The organism is Bacillus sp. 05T22 (assembly GCF_056396765.1).
Genome location: NZ_JBFTMC010000104.1, coordinates 1 through 15,570, shown reverse-complemented (window position 1 = coordinate 15,570; position 15,570 = coordinate 1). Strand labels below are relative to the sequence as shown.

Here is a 15,570-nt window from a genome sequence, read left to right as displayed (position 1 = left end):
TTCTTTATCTGTTACATACCATCTAAACTGTTTGTTATATAAATTAAATTCCTTTTAAAATGCCTTGTTAAAATAATATAAATTCCATATTCTATGTGCCTCATCAATAATAAATTAATACCAAATATCCTATTTATAATTTATCTAATGATTTTTATAGTTTTCAAGAAAAAAGCACTTCTGGATTTGTTCAGAAGTGCTTTTACTATTACTCTTCTTCAATAACTCCCTTTTTATTTTCAGCCAATTTCTTCAAGTAATCAACGAATTTATTAATTATTTCCACTGCCATCATCCTTTCAATTCAAATGTCCATTTTGTTCAATAAAATAGAGTACCCGCCATTAGGTACTCTTTTGCGAAAGGAGTATGGAGCACCAAGTATCATCTCAATTATGATAACTCGTCCCACACTTCATAATATGCTTGTCTCATCAAGTTGTTTACTAGTCCATTGTGTAATTTCTATATAACAAAGAAAATAAGGTATAATCATTCTCTATCTCCAGCATAGCTTCATACATTGGTTTATCATATCCAACGCCTTTAGCATAAACTAAAGATTTAATAAATGCCTTAATGATCCTCTTACTCTCAGGAGATAAGACTTTTATCACAAAACTTTATGGACGCTTATTTAACTCTATTTCAAGACAATAACAAAAAGCCGCATTCCTTCATAATAGAATGCGGATAATTTTAATTATGTATACTCAATTGTAAAATCCAAAAATTCTGTTTCAAATCCATTATCTTTTGATGGACTACAGGTATAATTTCTTAAACATTCCATAATTCACTTATCTATCATTTCCTATAATCCATTCAAAAAGTATCTGTTAATAGTTACTTCTAGATTAAGATTCTATTTACAATTCAGTCAAAACTGGAAATTTATATCCTTTAAAATCAATCTTTTTACCACCGCGAATCATCAAATATGTTTCAGATTGAAACTCTTTGCACGCTACCTCTTCAAGCCCTAACTCATCAGGGTAAAAGTAAAATTCAATCTCTGTAAATGGCTCAGATATTTCAGCACATATATCATCTAAAATCGGAAATATTTGTGCGAAAATACCAAATAGTTTCAGTACTTGATTTTTCACTTCAAATACAATAAGCGCATCTAGTTTCTTTGAATAATATAGTTTTTCATTCCATTTCGCATCGTACATATTAAAATAGAAAGAAGACCGATAGTTTAATGTTGAAAATTCCATTGAAAGCTGTTGAGCGTTTTCTATTATTTCCTTTATAAGTTCCATATCTTTTTCATCATAAAAGTTTAATTTTCGAAGTGAAGACGAATGAGGTAGAATATTTTCATACGACAATGTCATCAGATATTCTTGTACGACTCGAAAACCAAATGGTTCGTATAATTCCGGTTTCTCTGTAAATAATATTGCACATTCATACTTTGTATCTATTTCTTGTAATACTTTACATAACAGCTGCTTCATCAAGCCTTTTCTCCGATATTCTGGATGTGTCATGACAGATTGAATACCAGCTGCATAAATCCGCTCTCCATTTACAAACATTGGTAGCGAAAACATAGACACATTTGCTATTACTTGACCTTCTTGTAAATATGAAAAAGGTTTGTATGTAGTGTCCCAAAATCCATTGGCCTCAAAATTTTGTAACGTTTGAACAGGAATACGAAACACTTCTTCAAATAATTGAAATAACGGTTCCTTTTTCGATTCCTCCACAAAAAAGTTTTCAAAAAGAATAAGATTCCCCATATTGTCCTCCATAAGTTCATTCTTATCAATGTAATCGTTTTCTATTGTGTTTAAATCAAGTAAGTCTTCTTACAACTCAACGCATCATCACAAAATATACCAAAATAAGTTAAGATTTTCAAGATAACTCCGAATACTAATCCACCTGTTTTTTTTCCTTTATGATTCAGACAAGTTCTTTTCAGCAAAACTCTAAGGAATTATTTTTTTAGTATTACAACACTTTTATAATTTTTATATTTAACAGCTAACCGATATATGTCAGATAAAGTGAAACTTTAATCAGTGTGGGTTTTCTTCATCCCCCACTGATTACTAGCCCTCACCAATCGGGCTTTTACGGGCAGTTTATCTCCGACTCAATTCCTGTACTTTCGCTGAATTTTGAGGTGGGGGTCTTACTGCTCACGAATAGCGGAATAAAAATTATTTTATCTTACGCTTACATGTATTGTTCAATAATCAACATACTAAGTGAGAGCTAATTTCGTAAAAAGTGAGGGCTATTTAACTATGGAAAATTATACTCCCCCTAAATGTATTATCGTTATTTTTGGTGCGACAGGTGATTTAGCAAAGCGCAAATTATTCCCGTCTCTTTTCAGGCTCTTTCGACAAGGGAAAATCTCCGAAAACTTTGCCGTTATTGGTGTGGCAAGACGACCATTATCTAATGAAAAGTTCCGTGAAAATGTTAAACAATCTATTCACAATTTACAAGAAGAAAACATGACTCATGATACATTCGCTTCCCATTTTTATTATCATCCTTTTGATGTAACGAATTTATCTTCTTATCAGGAGCTAAAAAGTTTATTAATCACTCTAGATGGAAGGTATTTTACCGAAGGGAATCGTATGTTTTATTTAGCAATGGCCCCTGATTTTTTCGGCACAATTGCCACGAATTTAAAATCAGAAGGATTAACTTCAACAGAAGGTTGGATTCGTTTAGTAATTGAAAAACCATTTGGACATGATTATGAATCAGCACAAGCATTAAATGATCAAATTCGCCACGCCTTCACAGAAGATGAAATTTATCGTATTGACCACTATTTAGGTAAAGAAATGGTTCAAAACATTAAAGTCATTCGATTTGCGAATGCAATTTTCGAACCCCTTTGGAATAATCAATATATAGCTAACATCCAAATTACTTCAAGTGAAACTTTAGGAGTAGAAGAGCGAGGCCGCTATTACGAAGATTCAGGTGCACTACGTGATATGGTCCAAAATCATATATTACAAATGGTGGCACTCCTTGCAATGGAACCACCAATAAAGCTAACCGCAAATGAAATCCGAAGTGAAAAAGTCAAAGTACTACGTGCTTTACAGCCACTTTCAGAAGAAACAGTAGAACATAGTTTTGTACGAGGACAGTATGGACCAGGTATGATAGACGAGCAAAAAGTAATTAGCTACCGTGAAGAGAACGCGGTAGATTCAGAATCGAACACAGAAACATTCGTTTCTGGTAAATTAATGATTGAAGATTTTAGGTGGTCAGGAGTTCCTTTCTATATTCGAACTGGGAAACGTATGCAAGAAAAATCAACTGAAATTGTCATACAATTTAAAGACTTACCAATGAATCTATATTTTAATAAAGAAAAAAAAGTTCATCCTAATTTATTGGTCATTCATATTCAACCGGAAGAAGGAATTACCCTCCATTTAAATGCGCAAAAAACCGATAGCGGTACTACTTCGACACCCATCCATTTAAGTTATTGTAATAACTGTATGGACAAAATGAATACACCTGAAGCATATCAAGTTCTTCTATACGATTGTATGCGTGGTGATTCAACTAACTTTACACATTGGGACGAAGTATGTCTTTCTTGGAAATTCGTTGATACAATCTCGAGTGTTTGGCGTAATAAACCGGCTAAACATTTTCCTAACTATGAGTCTGGGTCAATGGGCCCTAAAGAATCTGATACTTTATTAGAAAGAGATTGCTTCCATTGGTGGCCAACGATAACCTCTCATTTGAAAGGAGAAAGTTACAATGAAAATATATGATATTACAGCACCTATATTTGAAGGGATGACTGTTTACAAAAATAAGCCTGAAAAACAACCACAATTTTCAAGAACAACAAATGCGCATGTCACGGAGTCACGTATTACATTAGACGTCCATACAGGTACGCATATTGATGCACCATTACATATGATTAACGAAGGAGCAACCTTTGAAAGTATTCCATTAGAAAAATTAGTGGGACCTGTTAAAGTTTTTGATTTAACAACTGTTGAAGATGGAATTACAAAAACTGATTTACAACACCTCGATATTCAAGAGAATGACTTTATCTTATTTAAAACTCGTAATTCTTTTGAAGACGAGTTTAATTATGAATTTATTTTTTTAAAAGAAGACGGTGCCCATTATCTAGCGGAGCGAAACATTAGAGGAGTTGGTATTGATGCTCTCGGGGTGGAACGTAGCCAACCAGGACACCCAACTCATAAGGCATTATTCGATGCAAATATTATCGTCATTGAAGGATTACGTTTAAAAAACGTGCCGGCAGATCAGTATTTTATGGTAGCTGCACCATTAAAACTAGTTGGAACTGATGCCTCTCCAGCACGTGTTCTTCTTTTTAAAGATATATAAATAATAAACAACCCCGTTTTTTTAAGAACGAGGTTGTTTTTATGTAGAAAACGTTTTTCAATTACATTAAGATAACGACTCATTTTTTGTCACTTTTTTCTACCGCATGTCCACCAAATTCGTTACGGAGCGCTGCAACAACTTTACCTGTAAATGTATCATTTTCTAATGAACGATACCTCATTAATAAGGACAGGGCAATAACAGGTGTCGCTGTTTGTAAATCAAGAGCCGTTTCAACTGTCCATTTTCCTTCTCCTGAAGAATGCATGATTCCTTTAATGTCATCTAACTTTGCATCCTTTGAAAATGCGCGTTCCGTTAAATCCATGAGCCATGAACGAATAACTGAACCATTATTCCATACTCTTGCTACTTTTTCATAGTTATAATCAAACTCACTTTTCTCTAACACTTCAAATCCCTCACCAACAGCAGCCATCATACCATATTCAATCCCATTATGAACCATTTTTAAAAAATGACCACTTCCTGCTTTTCCTGCATATAAATATCCATTTTCTACAGCCGTATCTCGAAATACAGTCTCAACAGTTTCCCACGCTTCCGGGTCTCCTCCAATCATATAACAAGCACCATTACGAGCACCTTCTGTTCCACCAGACGTTCCTGCATCCATAAAATGTACACCAGCTTTTTTAAACTCATCATAACGACGAATGGATTCCTTATAATAGGAATTACCCGCTTCAATCACAATATCTCCTTGACTTAAAAGCGGTGTAATTTCATTAATAACAGTATCAACAACAGCATGTGGCACCATAATCCACAGAATTCTTGGTTTTTCGAGAGATTGAATAAGTTCAGATAGACTAGATGTACCCATAGCTCCATATTCTTTTATTTCTTTTATAGCATCTGTATTTACATCATACGCCACTACTTCATGATTCTTATCAATTAAATTTTGACCTAAATTTAATCCCATTTTCCCTAGACCGATTAACCCTATTTTCATCTTTAACTCCTCCTAAAAATACCTAAGTGAGATTCGCTAATCCTTTGTTTATCTTTCTTCATTTGAACAATCAATATTTATCCAAATTTTTTCACTACGGATATATTTTGCACGAATCAGCTCTGGTAGATGCATAGGAGTCACTTAATATTTATACTTTAACATTACAGTATAAAAAACATTCCAGTTCCTATCCCGTTATTCACTAATCCCTTCTAATCTCTCCTTCGTACTTCCTTCTTCTCCTTTCAAACGTTTTTCAAATGTTTTTCTCCAACTTGCTGAAAGGGCCTCTACTCCTAAAATCCTTCGTACTCCCTCAAAGTTACGTTTTTCTTTATGCATTATATGGTTTGCAAAAGCGATTGAAATACCTTTACGATCAGACTCAAGTTGCTTAAGAGAATCTGTTGGTGATACCCCCCCCTCTTTTAGAACACGAAAATAAAATCCCGTATACCCTGTGTTTTGGAAGTAAAGTGGTAATTGCGGTATATCATACTTTTTTGCTAATTTAAAACAAGGTTGCCTTGGTTGACTTACTTGTACCACCGCTTCGCCAATTTGAAATATATCACCTATACAAACATCTTCCTCAAGCATGTCTTGCACTGTCATATTCTCTCCAAAAGCACCGTATACAAGCTTTCGATTCAATTCCTTTTCCCAATATGGATAATGGTTATAGGAATAAACACAAACTGCTTTATCTATTCCTCCGTGATGGACTAAATCAGCTTGCCCATCTCCATTAAATTTTAGTGATGATAAAAAAACAGGCTCACTTACCCGTGATTTATTAATACCCGTTTGAATTAATTTCCCACCATATGACACTTCTTTTGGCATACCTACATTAAGAGACCTCAAGTCATACGACCTTGGCATCATTCCCCACTCCTTTTACTATTTTGACAAAGCGCTTCAAAAGCTTGATTTATTATCTCAAACCCCTTATCAATTTCTTCATTCGAAATTACAAGTGGTGGTAAAAATCGAAGAACATTATCATGTATACCCGCCCCAAGGCTTATAAGCCCATTTTTCCAAAACTCCTTAATTAACTGCGCTGTTAATTCTTTTGCGGGTTCTTTCGTTACACGATCGGTCACTAGCTCCATTGCCACCATTGCACCAATTCCACCCGCAAAATCAATAAAGTTATTTCCATCTACATCTGTTATCATTGCTCCTTTTGCCGATTGTACGTACAAAGGTGGTGAATTATATACCCCTATTGGTACAGCTTGTTGATATCGCTTATGAAGTTTTTGAGAATAATTACCTGGTAATGTGTTAGATTTTAATGCTTGTATCATTTCATCACCTCATCTATTTTTTACAATGATTACTTTGCTGTTCTACTAATGTGAGTATAATTTCAAGATGATCATTGTTCAATTCAATTATTTATATGATAATGATAGGTAAAACCTATCATTAGAGGTGATTCCCATCGAGTTAAGACAATTAGAATACTTTGTAGCTGTTTCAAACGAATTACATTTTACAAAAGCAGCTGAAAAATTAAACATTTCACAACCTTCACTGAGTCAACAGATTCGTGCACTTGAACATGAAATTGGTATGCCTCTTTTTGATCGAATTGGCAAAAAAATCTCTTTAACAGAAGCGGGAAGAATTTTGCTTTCACATAGTAAAAAAGTCTTTCACGAAGTAGAACAAGCGCATGCTGCAATTCAAGATTTAAACGGGCTTCAGCAAGGAAAGTTAACCATTGGTGCTCTATTGACGACCGTAAACTACTTATTACCACCAGCCATTTTGAATTTTAATGAGTTATATCCCAATATTGAACTTTCCGTATTAGGTCTTCGTACTGGGGAAATTCGTGAAAAATTGTTACAAAATGAATTAGATATTGGCATTACATTTCTTCCTGTTCAAGACAAAGAAATCATATCTATTCCGCTTTATCAAAATGAACTTACTTTAGTAGTGCCAACTAATCACGAATTAACACAACACACTACTGTAACGATGGGAGTGTTACAGAAATATCCTATTATCCTTCTTCCCAAAAATTTCTTTTTAACACAGCTTATTCGTTCGCATTGTCAAAACTTTAACTTTACACCAAAACCAATTTTAGAAATAAGTACAATGGAATCATTAATTCACATGGTGTCAAAAGGAATGGGAATTACAGTGTTGCCCAAACCATATATAGACTTTCTACAGAGTAACTCTATTCAAGCTATTAAAATCAAAAATCCTACTGCAACAATAGAAATTGGAATTATTTATAGAAAGGATAAATATATGTGTGCCACTACACGAATGTTTATTGAGCAGTTACAAAAGATTGTAGCTTCTTTTCAAAAAATAGAAATTTAAATATAAAAAGAGAGTTATCGTTTATAGATTCATTTCATTTGAAACAGAAAAAATCGTAATAAACGCCATTCTTTCTGTATTGGAGTGAACCCTAAGAATGAATGGATATCTCCCGTACTACAATCTTTCCTTATTCTATTGGGAGAACACATAGGTGAAACAACAAAGGTAAAGTAAACAAAGAAAAAGAGTTGATTGTCTCTGCTGAAGGACACCAACTCTTTTGGGAGTTTCATTCATTTCTCACCTATAACGTATACCTTCTTTTCCCTTCCCATTTTATATACCAATTTGTTTTTTCTTAGTTGTAGCCTTCTCTTGAACAAGAAAATATATGCTCGGAAGGACGAGTAAACTAGCAATTGCACAAATTATTCCTAAGACAAAGAACGGTAAACCTTTACTCAAAGCAAACGATGCAACACTTGAAGCAATCGTCATTCCGATATACATTGCAGAACTATTTAATGCCATAACTGTCCCTCGTATAGCTGGATTTAATTCTGAGATCAAGGCAGTGAGTGAAGCCTGACCAAACCCAATACATATACTCCAGATCATATGTGCGGTAATCGCGTATTTTACATTTCCAATATATACAGAAAATAAAATCACRCTTATAGAAGCAAATATACTTGCGATTGAAACCACTACTTTCTTACCTATTTTATCCGCCAATTTCCCACCAGCTACATTACCAATTACACTTCCTAAACCAGCAAAGAAAATAACAATTCCAATCTGTCCAATTGTAAACCCAAAATTTCTTCCATAATACACACCTATGTATGAGAACATACCATGTAGTCCTACAGTCCATAAAAACGTTGCTAATAACGCAAAGAAAACAGAGAAATTTGTAAATACGATTTTACAAGATCTAATCATTGCTCTGGGTGCAGAAATTGATAACTGGTTTTTCGGAATCTCTTTTTGTAACAATCGACTTGTAATTAACGTAACAAGCAAAGCCAGTAATCCAATAATATAAAATGTCCATTGCCAGTTTCCTACCTCAGATAAAAACGCACCGATAGGGACACCTAATACCGTCGATCCAACCATGGCTCCCATAATCATCCCCATCGCTTTTCCTCGTGACTGGTACGGTACTTTATCTCCTACTAATGCAAATACACTTGGCATGATCAGAGCTCCGGATAAACCAGTCAGTCCACGAAACAATAAGAGTATTTCAAAATGATTCGTAAGCCCGGTACAAAATGTAGCGGCTGAAAAAATGATAAGACCTGTGACAATCATTTGCTTTCTCCCCACCTTATCAGACAACGGTCCAAAAAATGGAGCTGTTATCCCATAGCATAGTGCGTATGCTGTAATTAAAAGCCCTCCCTTTTCAGCAGGCATTCCTGTTGTCTGTGAAATCGCAGGCAATAATGGTGAAACAATTAAAGAATCTAAACCGATAAAAAACGCGATAACTGCTAAAATACGTAACTTTGATTTTACTTGCAACTTGTATTCCCCTTTTTTACTTCATATATGAAATAATTATTTAAATTCCTCCTCACACCTCCGATTTTATATACGTTATTTTATTTCATATATGAATCATTTATATAAAGAAAAATGTAACAGAATGTTACACTTTTTCTTATATATCACAATTAAACTATGCGATGCTTCCATTTTAATAATAGTTCTTGTAGCCTCTGTTCTTCTTCATCAGTAAAACAACTACAATTTTCTTCTAAAAAACCTGCATATTTTACATCGACTTTTTCCCTAGCTATTTCTCCCTTTTCAGTTAAATACACAAGTGTTTCACGTTGATCATTTGGATTTTTCTCTGTCGCAACGTAACCATCTCGTTTCATCCTTTGGATCATCGTTGTCATATTACTTGGAACACACCCCATATTTTCAATTAGCTTAGACATAGAAACCTTTCCAGACTTCGCAAGTACTTGTATCACACCAAATTGAACATAACTTATATCGTGCTCTTCTATCGCTTTATCCAAATTTCTTTGCAGTTGATGATAGACATCTCGAATATTTCCATATAATTCTCTTTTTTTCATATCCATTCGAAAAAGCCTTCCTTTTTTATTTCATATATGAATCTTATTCCCATTTATTTCATATGTCAAATAAAGCGAATACGCAGCGGAACTTTTATATTTCGCTGCGTATTTATCCTTATCTATCAAATTTTCAAAACTATTTTTTAATTTGTTCACCACCTGCTATTAACATGCTTCCTGAGAATGTCTCCTTTTGCATGAAGACTTTATTAACCAACTCTTTCTGCTCATTTTGTGACATTACACCCTTACCTTCACCAAGATTACCGCTTTGTAATTTCCAAATCGTATTATGATCCGCATCAACTTTCTCGTATTTCCCTTGTTTCCATCTTTCTAAAATATCTATATATGTATTTTTATGATTCATATCACTACTCTTAACAATCCCCAATAAACTTTCAATTCGTTCTTGCGTTATAAAAATATAACCCCACTTTTGATCCGCTTTTACTTTTTGATGTGCCATTTCATGTAATGCGATTTGTAATTTTTCATCAGTCCACTTAAAGCCTTTATTAAAGTCACTATTTGGCAATGAATAATTACCATTATCTAACAGCTTTGCGTTCTCTGCTTTTACTTTACTATCGGCTAACACTTCCACTGCCGGAGCCGCAGTTGGTGTTTTTTTAGCGGTTGGTTTACTATGATTGAGATAATATAAAATTCCGTAAGTAAGTGCCACACCGATTACTACCATTCCAGCAATTATCCCTAGTATTTTTAATAGTGTTTTCATTGTACATATTTCCTCCCCCCAACATTCCATCACTCATTTTCTTCCTACCTATTTCGTTTTTCAAAAATAACTCGTTATAAATTATTCTTTAAAAATGCTTTTTCTTAAAAATTCTCCATCCATTCTCTCCCCCAAAATAACATTTGATCAAAATCTTTCATAGGTTTCCTTTTATTGTATTTCTATTCAGTTTCATATTGCAAGATTATTCTGTAAAAGGATTATGATTTTCTAAAATTCATATAAGAATTTTTCCATACACCATCTCTGCTCGGCAAAATACGGTTAGCTTTATCCAGACTATACCCTTTGAAATCAGTTGAATTAAGAAAGCATTTTATTTTTAAGTCATTTAAATTTGTGCTAGATTAGTATGTAAAGAAGATGACTGAAATGAGTTTATTACATAAAGGTATAACATTCCTTCATTTTGACGAAACGTATGAATTACAAAATAAACTTCATTCTTATCCACATGAAGATATTGATTTTAGACATCTAGAACACTCAAATTTATATTGTAAAAAATGCCCTGTATCATATCAAAGAACAGTTGCATAATAAAAAAATCAAATATGCTAATCTTAGAAACCTTCTATCAAACATCTAAACGTTATAGTCATACTCATTACTTTTCACATTATGCACGATGTTGTTCTAATCACAATCTAACTATCCCCCATAAATTACCCAATATTATGTTGTTTCAATTTTCTTCCCCACAATTGTCTCCATAATACAATGCAGGYAACAGCAAGCATAATTGTTGTGATTACACTTCCTTCAATCCCAAAAGTTCCTCCATGTAACGATTTCGGGCCGCTTGTTGTTGATTTAAACAGAGGTGTAGAGTATATTGTTGTACCACTTACCGCAAAACCATATATATTATATTGAGCCCAGTTCCATATAGAATGCCAAGCACATATACCCCAAAGACTATTTTCCTTTAATACATAAAACGCTGCGAATACACCAACTAATATGATATTTGATATAGAAAGAACTGTAATGCCTGGATTCAGTAGATGGAGAAATCCAAATAGTAATGAAGTAACAGCAACTCCAATCCATACCCGACTTCTAACTGAAATAACTGGAAATAACCAACCACGTACAACGATTTCTTCTGTGGCACCTTGTACTAAAAATGCTATTAAAGAACCTACCATTCCCAATATGACTGTACTTGAAATCCGTTGTATATGTAAGGTAACAGAACCACTTAAAACTAAAATTAAAACGGGTATTGTTATAAATATAAGCCCAATGAATGCTCCGCGTAAGTATTTTTTTAAAGCTTTATCTTTCCAAAAACCAATTGATGAAAATGGACGTTTTTCCACAAAACGAACCCATAAAAATACAAATAAAATTGCTCCGCCAAATGTTAATAACATCCTTAAGTTATCATAAATCCCTTTCATCAATGTCGTTTCTGCTTTTGGTAAAAACAACATAAATAGCATGAATAACTCACCAAGTGTTAAAAATACAATCGATAATATTACTGCTAAAATTGGATGTACTTTTTTTCGACCTTCCTTTGCTGCTTCAATTGTTTTAAATCGACTATTATTCAAAACTACTCCTCCCTTTCCTTTCATCACTTACAAATACTTCCTATTTTACACTGAATTTATTATTTTTTATACTTTTATATCCTCATTTAAAATTCATACCCATAAATAAAAAAATATAACAAGGGATGCCACTCGTAATCATCTGGAGTATTTTCACATATTTTCGAGCCAGGAATAATACATAAAAGTGAATATCTTTTATCTTGTTAATAAAAAAATTAGCTACATGAAATACGATCAACTCCCTATACCAATAGCATTATTGAAGCGCTCGCCCTTGAAAATATCCCATTTCCTTACAACACTTGCTATTTCTCACCATTTGTTGTAAGATAGGTCTTAAGGCCAAATTTATAAAAGCTTAACTTTACATATTATCAAGCATCTATTAAGAATAATAAGTATTCCTAATGGTTTTTTGATAATATGTGAATTTTTATTTTCGTTGAAATAAGACGGATCATATTGTAATTTATTTTTCTTATTTTTAGGAGGCATTTACCATGACATTAACAGGTAAAGTAAAATGGTTTAACAGCGAAAAAGGTTTCGGTTTCATCGAAGTTGAAGACGGTAGCGATGTATTCGTTCACTTCTCAGCTATCACTGGCGAAGGTTTCAAATCTCTTGACGAAGGTCAAGAAGTTAGCTTCGAAGTTGAAGAAGGCAACCGCGGACCTCAAGCTAAAAACGTTGTAAAGCTATAATTTAAACAATAAAAAGGTTGTTACCATCGCACGGTTAACAACCTTTTTAATATATAATTAAAATTTTTACATAAAAGGAGTGGTCACATGTATCGCAATCGAAAGAACGATGTAGCAGAAGTACCACCAGAACAAACCCCTGTTTGGGAATGTGAATCAGAGGATTGTTTAGGATGGATGAGAAAGAACTTTTCATTTGAAGAAGAGCCAAAATGCCCTTTATGTAAAAGTAGCATGAAAAGCGGAGAACGTTTATTACCTAAATTAGGTTGATTGCTTCATTCCCCTCTTATCTTTTGATAAGAGGGGTTCGTTATTTTTCATTACTATCTAATTATAATAGAAAAACCATGCGTACTATATCTCATGGTTCTTTTCTAAATCTGTTCGTATAATAGAATATATATATACATCTCGTTGTTGATCTCCTTGATGAATATACCCTCTTAATAGTCCTTCTTTCTGAAATCCTATTTTGGACAACATCTTACAAGATGCTACATTTTCAGGATATGTAATTGCACCGATTCTGAATATCCCTAGCTCCTGAAAACTATAAGTAATGATTTTTTGCACAACTTCCGTTGCATAGCCTTTTCTCCAGTAAGAAGGATGTAAATCATAACCAATCTCAGAACGTTTACTCCAAAGTTGTAAATTATTTAATCCAATTGTACCAATTAAAATACCTGTTTCCTTCAATACAATTCCCCATCGAATTGCACGTTTTTCAAAAAAATTTTTTGAAAAAGATTCAATCATACGCGAAGCCTGACCAAATTCTGTAAAGGAATTCATTCCATAATAACGCGTTACTTCTTCAAGCGAAAAGATTTCATATATTTTTTGACAATAAGATTGATCAATTTCAACTAAACGTAACCGTTCTGTTTCTAAAACAGGAAATGCCATTGAAATCCTCCTTTTCTTTTTACTGATTTATTATATCAGAAAAAGCTTCTCCAATCGGAAGTTTCATCATAAATAAAAGCCTGTTTTCTAAATAGATGAAACAGGCTTCCCCCATGGTTTTCTTAATTTATTCGGTTTATACACAATATTTAATTCGTTTTAAATCTAACAGAATTAATACTCTAAATTATTATCTTTCAGGTATTTTAACATATGYGAATTTTCTTTACAAACAAAAAATACTATATAAATATTTTATATCCTTTTCCCCTTTTTGATGATTTTTCCAGCTCCATGCTATAATCAATATAAGTGGGCATAGCCAAATAAATCGTGACTTCCATTAGTAAAATTTATTCAACCTTCACGAATCAGGATTTGACGATTAGAAAAAAATTACGTCATATAAATAAGTATTTTCATTAATACATACGCCAAAATACCAAATTTCTATGCCGGACTCTTCCCATTTTTCAGTGCCATCATTTGTATTATTTATTCTATTTACCGTACTACTTTTTGTTATGAAAGCTACTCGTGAAACAAATTTTCAAATTCTCATTGTACTTTTACTTAGTAGTATCCTTACTACAGTAGCGGTTCTCGCTTTAATGATTACAAAATTAAAGTTTCGTCTTCAATTACCAAAGTACATTTACTTTTTTTCATTCACACAAGGAATGACTGTTAGTTTCTACTTACTTTAAGGAACCTTTTTTGCGTTATCTCAAAACAGTAGTACTTTCATGATTTACGGTATTTATCTACCGTATGGAATAGGTGTCATTTTATCCTTATTTATAGGGAACAGCATGATTAATCGTTTCAGGTGATATTGGTGAATTTGGTTATTTCTCAGAACAAATAATCAAAAAAGAAAAAGAAACCGAACTTTATTTCGCTTCTTGGAAAACACTGAGTTTAGAAAAACCTCAAATTATCATAAACTACCCTTCTGGTAAAACAGAAACTTGGAAACCGAATATTTCCCTAATAAAAAATACATCCACAAAAGAAATAAAAGAAAAATATAACATAAAAGAGATTTATCAACTCTCCCCTTATTCATTTAAAGAAGCTGGTAACGTCACATTAACAATTACAGAAAATAAAACGAAACGTGCAGAAACTCTAATCAAAATTAAAGAGTAAACGATAGATACAATTTTTAGTAAAAAACAGACGAAATCCCACTCTTATACTAGAGAGGGATTTCGTCAAAAATATAAAGACTACATTATTCAAAGTGATTATTCAATGTTTTTATAATCTTCTCTGCCGTTTTCTTTCCATTTCCTATACAAGCTCCAATACCTACACCATAATATGAAGCCCCAGCTAGATACATATTTGGAAAAACAGCTAATAATTTCTCATTTAAAGATTGAACTGCATGGTTATGTTCTAAATGATAATTTGGCATTAAATCTTTCCAGTCCGTAACTTCAACAATTTGCGGTTCTCCCTGAATTCTAAGGCTTTTCTCAATATCAGATAAGGCAACTTGAATCAATTCTTCCTTACTTTTATGTTTCATTTTTTCATAAGCAGGATTCGAACTTTTATAAAACAATCTCACCAATAAATTTTGTTTATCTGATGTATGCTTCCATTTCCTGCTTGTCCACGTGCATGCATCACAAAGTAAATCACTATTTTCTGAAACAATGAAACCAGTTCCATCTACCGGTAATTGTTCATCAGCTATTTCAAACCCTAAATAAATGCTAATTAACGAAGAATTTTTTAGTTTATTGAAATCATCATCTAATTCAGTAGAACTTAATAATGTTTGTGCTAGTTTATTGAAATCATCATCTAATTCAGTAGAACTTAATAATGTTTGTGC

At 33.0% G+C, this 15,570-nt stretch carries 14 protein-coding genes and 3 pseudogenes; 7 read left to right on the top strand and 10 right to left on the bottom strand.

Annotated features, from left to right (window positions below):
• Nucleotides 1-869: 869 nt before the first annotated feature.
• Complete coding sequence (locus tag AC1DIT_RS22665) at nucleotides 870-1,754, bottom strand: GNAT family N-acetyltransferase (protein WP_476998415.1); 885 nt, start codon at nucleotides 1,752-1,754, stop codon at nucleotides 870-872.
• A gap of 513 nt (nucleotides 1,755-2,267) precedes the next feature.
• On the opposite strand from AC1DIT_RS22665, the gene zwf reads away from it, so the two are divergent.
• Nucleotides 2,268-3,788, top strand: a complete 1,521-nt coding sequence (zwf, locus tag AC1DIT_RS22660; RefSeq protein WP_016132813.1) for a glucose-6-phosphate dehydrogenase — start codon at nucleotides 2,268-2,270, stop codon at nucleotides 3,786-3,788.
• Entirely contained in the window at nucleotides 3,775-4,389 is a 615-nt protein-coding gene (locus AC1DIT_RS22655; protein ID WP_016114853.1) for a cyclase family protein, read from the top strand. Before zwf ends, AC1DIT_RS22655 begins: the two co-directional genes overlap by 14 nt.
• 79 nt (nucleotides 4,390-4,468) lie before the next feature.
• Here AC1DIT_RS22655 and gnd read toward each other — a convergent pair whose 3' ends face one another.
• The 3 genes and pseudogenes from gnd to AC1DIT_RS22640 all read right to left on the bottom strand — a co-directional run.
• Nucleotides 4,469-5,371: a phosphogluconate dehydrogenase (NAD(+)-dependent, decarboxylating) gene (gene gnd, locus AC1DIT_RS22650; protein WP_016114852.1), complete on the bottom strand. Its 903-nt coding sequence runs from the start codon at nucleotides 5,369-5,371 to the stop codon at nucleotides 4,469-4,471.
• 198 nt (nucleotides 5,372-5,569) lie between these two features.
• Nucleotides 5,570-6,259, bottom strand: a complete 690-nt coding sequence (locus AC1DIT_RS22645; protein WP_016114851.1) for an MOSC domain-containing protein — start codon at nucleotides 6,257-6,259, stop codon at nucleotides 5,570-5,572.
• Nucleotides 6,259-6,513: pseudogene (locus AC1DIT_RS22640) on the bottom strand (aminotransferase class III-fold pyridoxal phosphate-dependent enzyme); the annotation flags it as partial. The pseudogene AC1DIT_RS22640 and the gene AC1DIT_RS22645, both read right to left, overlap by 1 nt.
• 304 nt (nucleotides 6,514-6,817) lie before the next feature.
• Here AC1DIT_RS22640 and AC1DIT_RS22635 point away from each other — a divergent pair.
• Entirely contained in the window at nucleotides 6,818-7,729 is a 912-nt protein-coding gene (locus tag AC1DIT_RS22635) for a LysR family transcriptional regulator (protein ID WP_016114849.1), read from the top strand.
• Nucleotides 7,730-8,008: 279 nt separating this feature from the next.
• Here AC1DIT_RS22635 and AC1DIT_RS22630 read toward each other — a convergent pair whose 3' ends face one another.
• The 3 genes from AC1DIT_RS22630 to AC1DIT_RS22620 form a co-directional block, all read right to left on the bottom strand.
• Nucleotides 8,009-9,205: an MFS transporter gene (locus AC1DIT_RS22630; RefSeq protein ID WP_016114848.1), complete on the bottom strand. Its 1,197-nt coding sequence runs from the start codon at nucleotides 9,203-9,205 to the stop codon at nucleotides 8,009-8,011.
• 152 nt (nucleotides 9,206-9,357) lie between these two features.
• Nucleotides 9,358-9,780, bottom strand: coding sequence for a MarR family winged helix-turn-helix transcriptional regulator (locus tag AC1DIT_RS22625; RefSeq protein ID WP_016114847.1), 423 nt, complete (start codon nucleotides 9,778-9,780; stop codon nucleotides 9,358-9,360).
• 133 nt (nucleotides 9,781-9,913) lie between these two features.
• Nucleotides 9,914-10,519, bottom strand: a complete 606-nt coding sequence (locus AC1DIT_RS22620) for a PRK06770 family protein (protein ID WP_016114846.1) — start codon at nucleotides 10,517-10,519, stop codon at nucleotides 9,914-9,916.
• 393 nt (nucleotides 10,520-10,912) lie between these two features.
• Here AC1DIT_RS22620 and AC1DIT_RS22615 point away from each other — a divergent pair.
• Nucleotides 10,913-11,093, top strand: a pseudogene (locus tag AC1DIT_RS22615) (arginase family protein); the annotation flags it as partial.
• Nucleotides 11,094-11,205: 112 nt separating this feature from the next.
• Here AC1DIT_RS22615 and AC1DIT_RS22610 read toward each other — a convergent pair.
• On the bottom strand, nucleotides 11,206-12,126 hold the full coding sequence (locus AC1DIT_RS22610; RefSeq protein WP_476998416.1) for a CPBP family intramembrane glutamic endopeptidase: 921 nt from the start codon (nucleotides 12,124-12,126) through the stop codon (nucleotides 11,206-11,208).
• A 479-nt stretch (nucleotides 12,127-12,605) separates the two neighbouring features.
• On the opposite strand from AC1DIT_RS22610, the gene cspD reads away from it, so the two are divergent.
• Together cspD and AC1DIT_RS22600 are read left to right on the top strand one after the other, a co-directional pair.
• Entirely contained in the window at nucleotides 12,606-12,809 is a 204-nt protein-coding gene (gene cspD / locus AC1DIT_RS22605) for a cold-shock protein CspD (protein WP_003203959.1), read from the top strand.
• An 87-nt stretch (nucleotides 12,810-12,896) separates the two neighbouring features.
• A complete protein-coding gene (locus tag AC1DIT_RS22600) occupies nucleotides 12,897-13,082 on the top strand; it encodes a cold-shock protein (RefSeq protein ID WP_000286203.1) in 186 nt (61 codons plus the stop codon).
• Nucleotides 13,083-13,166: 84 nt separating this feature from the next.
• On the opposite strand, the gene AC1DIT_RS22595 is transcribed toward AC1DIT_RS22600, so the two are convergent.
• Nucleotides 13,167-13,721 (bottom strand): GNAT family N-acetyltransferase, encoded by a 555-nt coding sequence (locus tag AC1DIT_RS22595; protein WP_016132811.1) that lies wholly within the window; start codon nucleotides 13,719-13,721, stop codon nucleotides 13,167-13,169.
• A gap of 822 nt (nucleotides 13,722-14,543) precedes the next feature.
• Between AC1DIT_RS22595 and AC1DIT_RS22590 the strand changes: the two are divergent.
• A pseudogene (locus tag AC1DIT_RS22590) lies at nucleotides 14,544-14,873 on the top strand (hypothetical protein); the annotation flags it as partial.
• An 85-nt stretch (nucleotides 14,874-14,958) separates the two neighbouring features.
• Here the strand turns inward: AC1DIT_RS22590 and AC1DIT_RS22585 are convergent.
• On the bottom strand, nucleotides 14,959-15,570 hold a 612-nt coding region (locus AC1DIT_RS22585; RefSeq protein ID WP_476998413.1), incomplete at its 5' end, for an FAD-dependent oxidoreductase.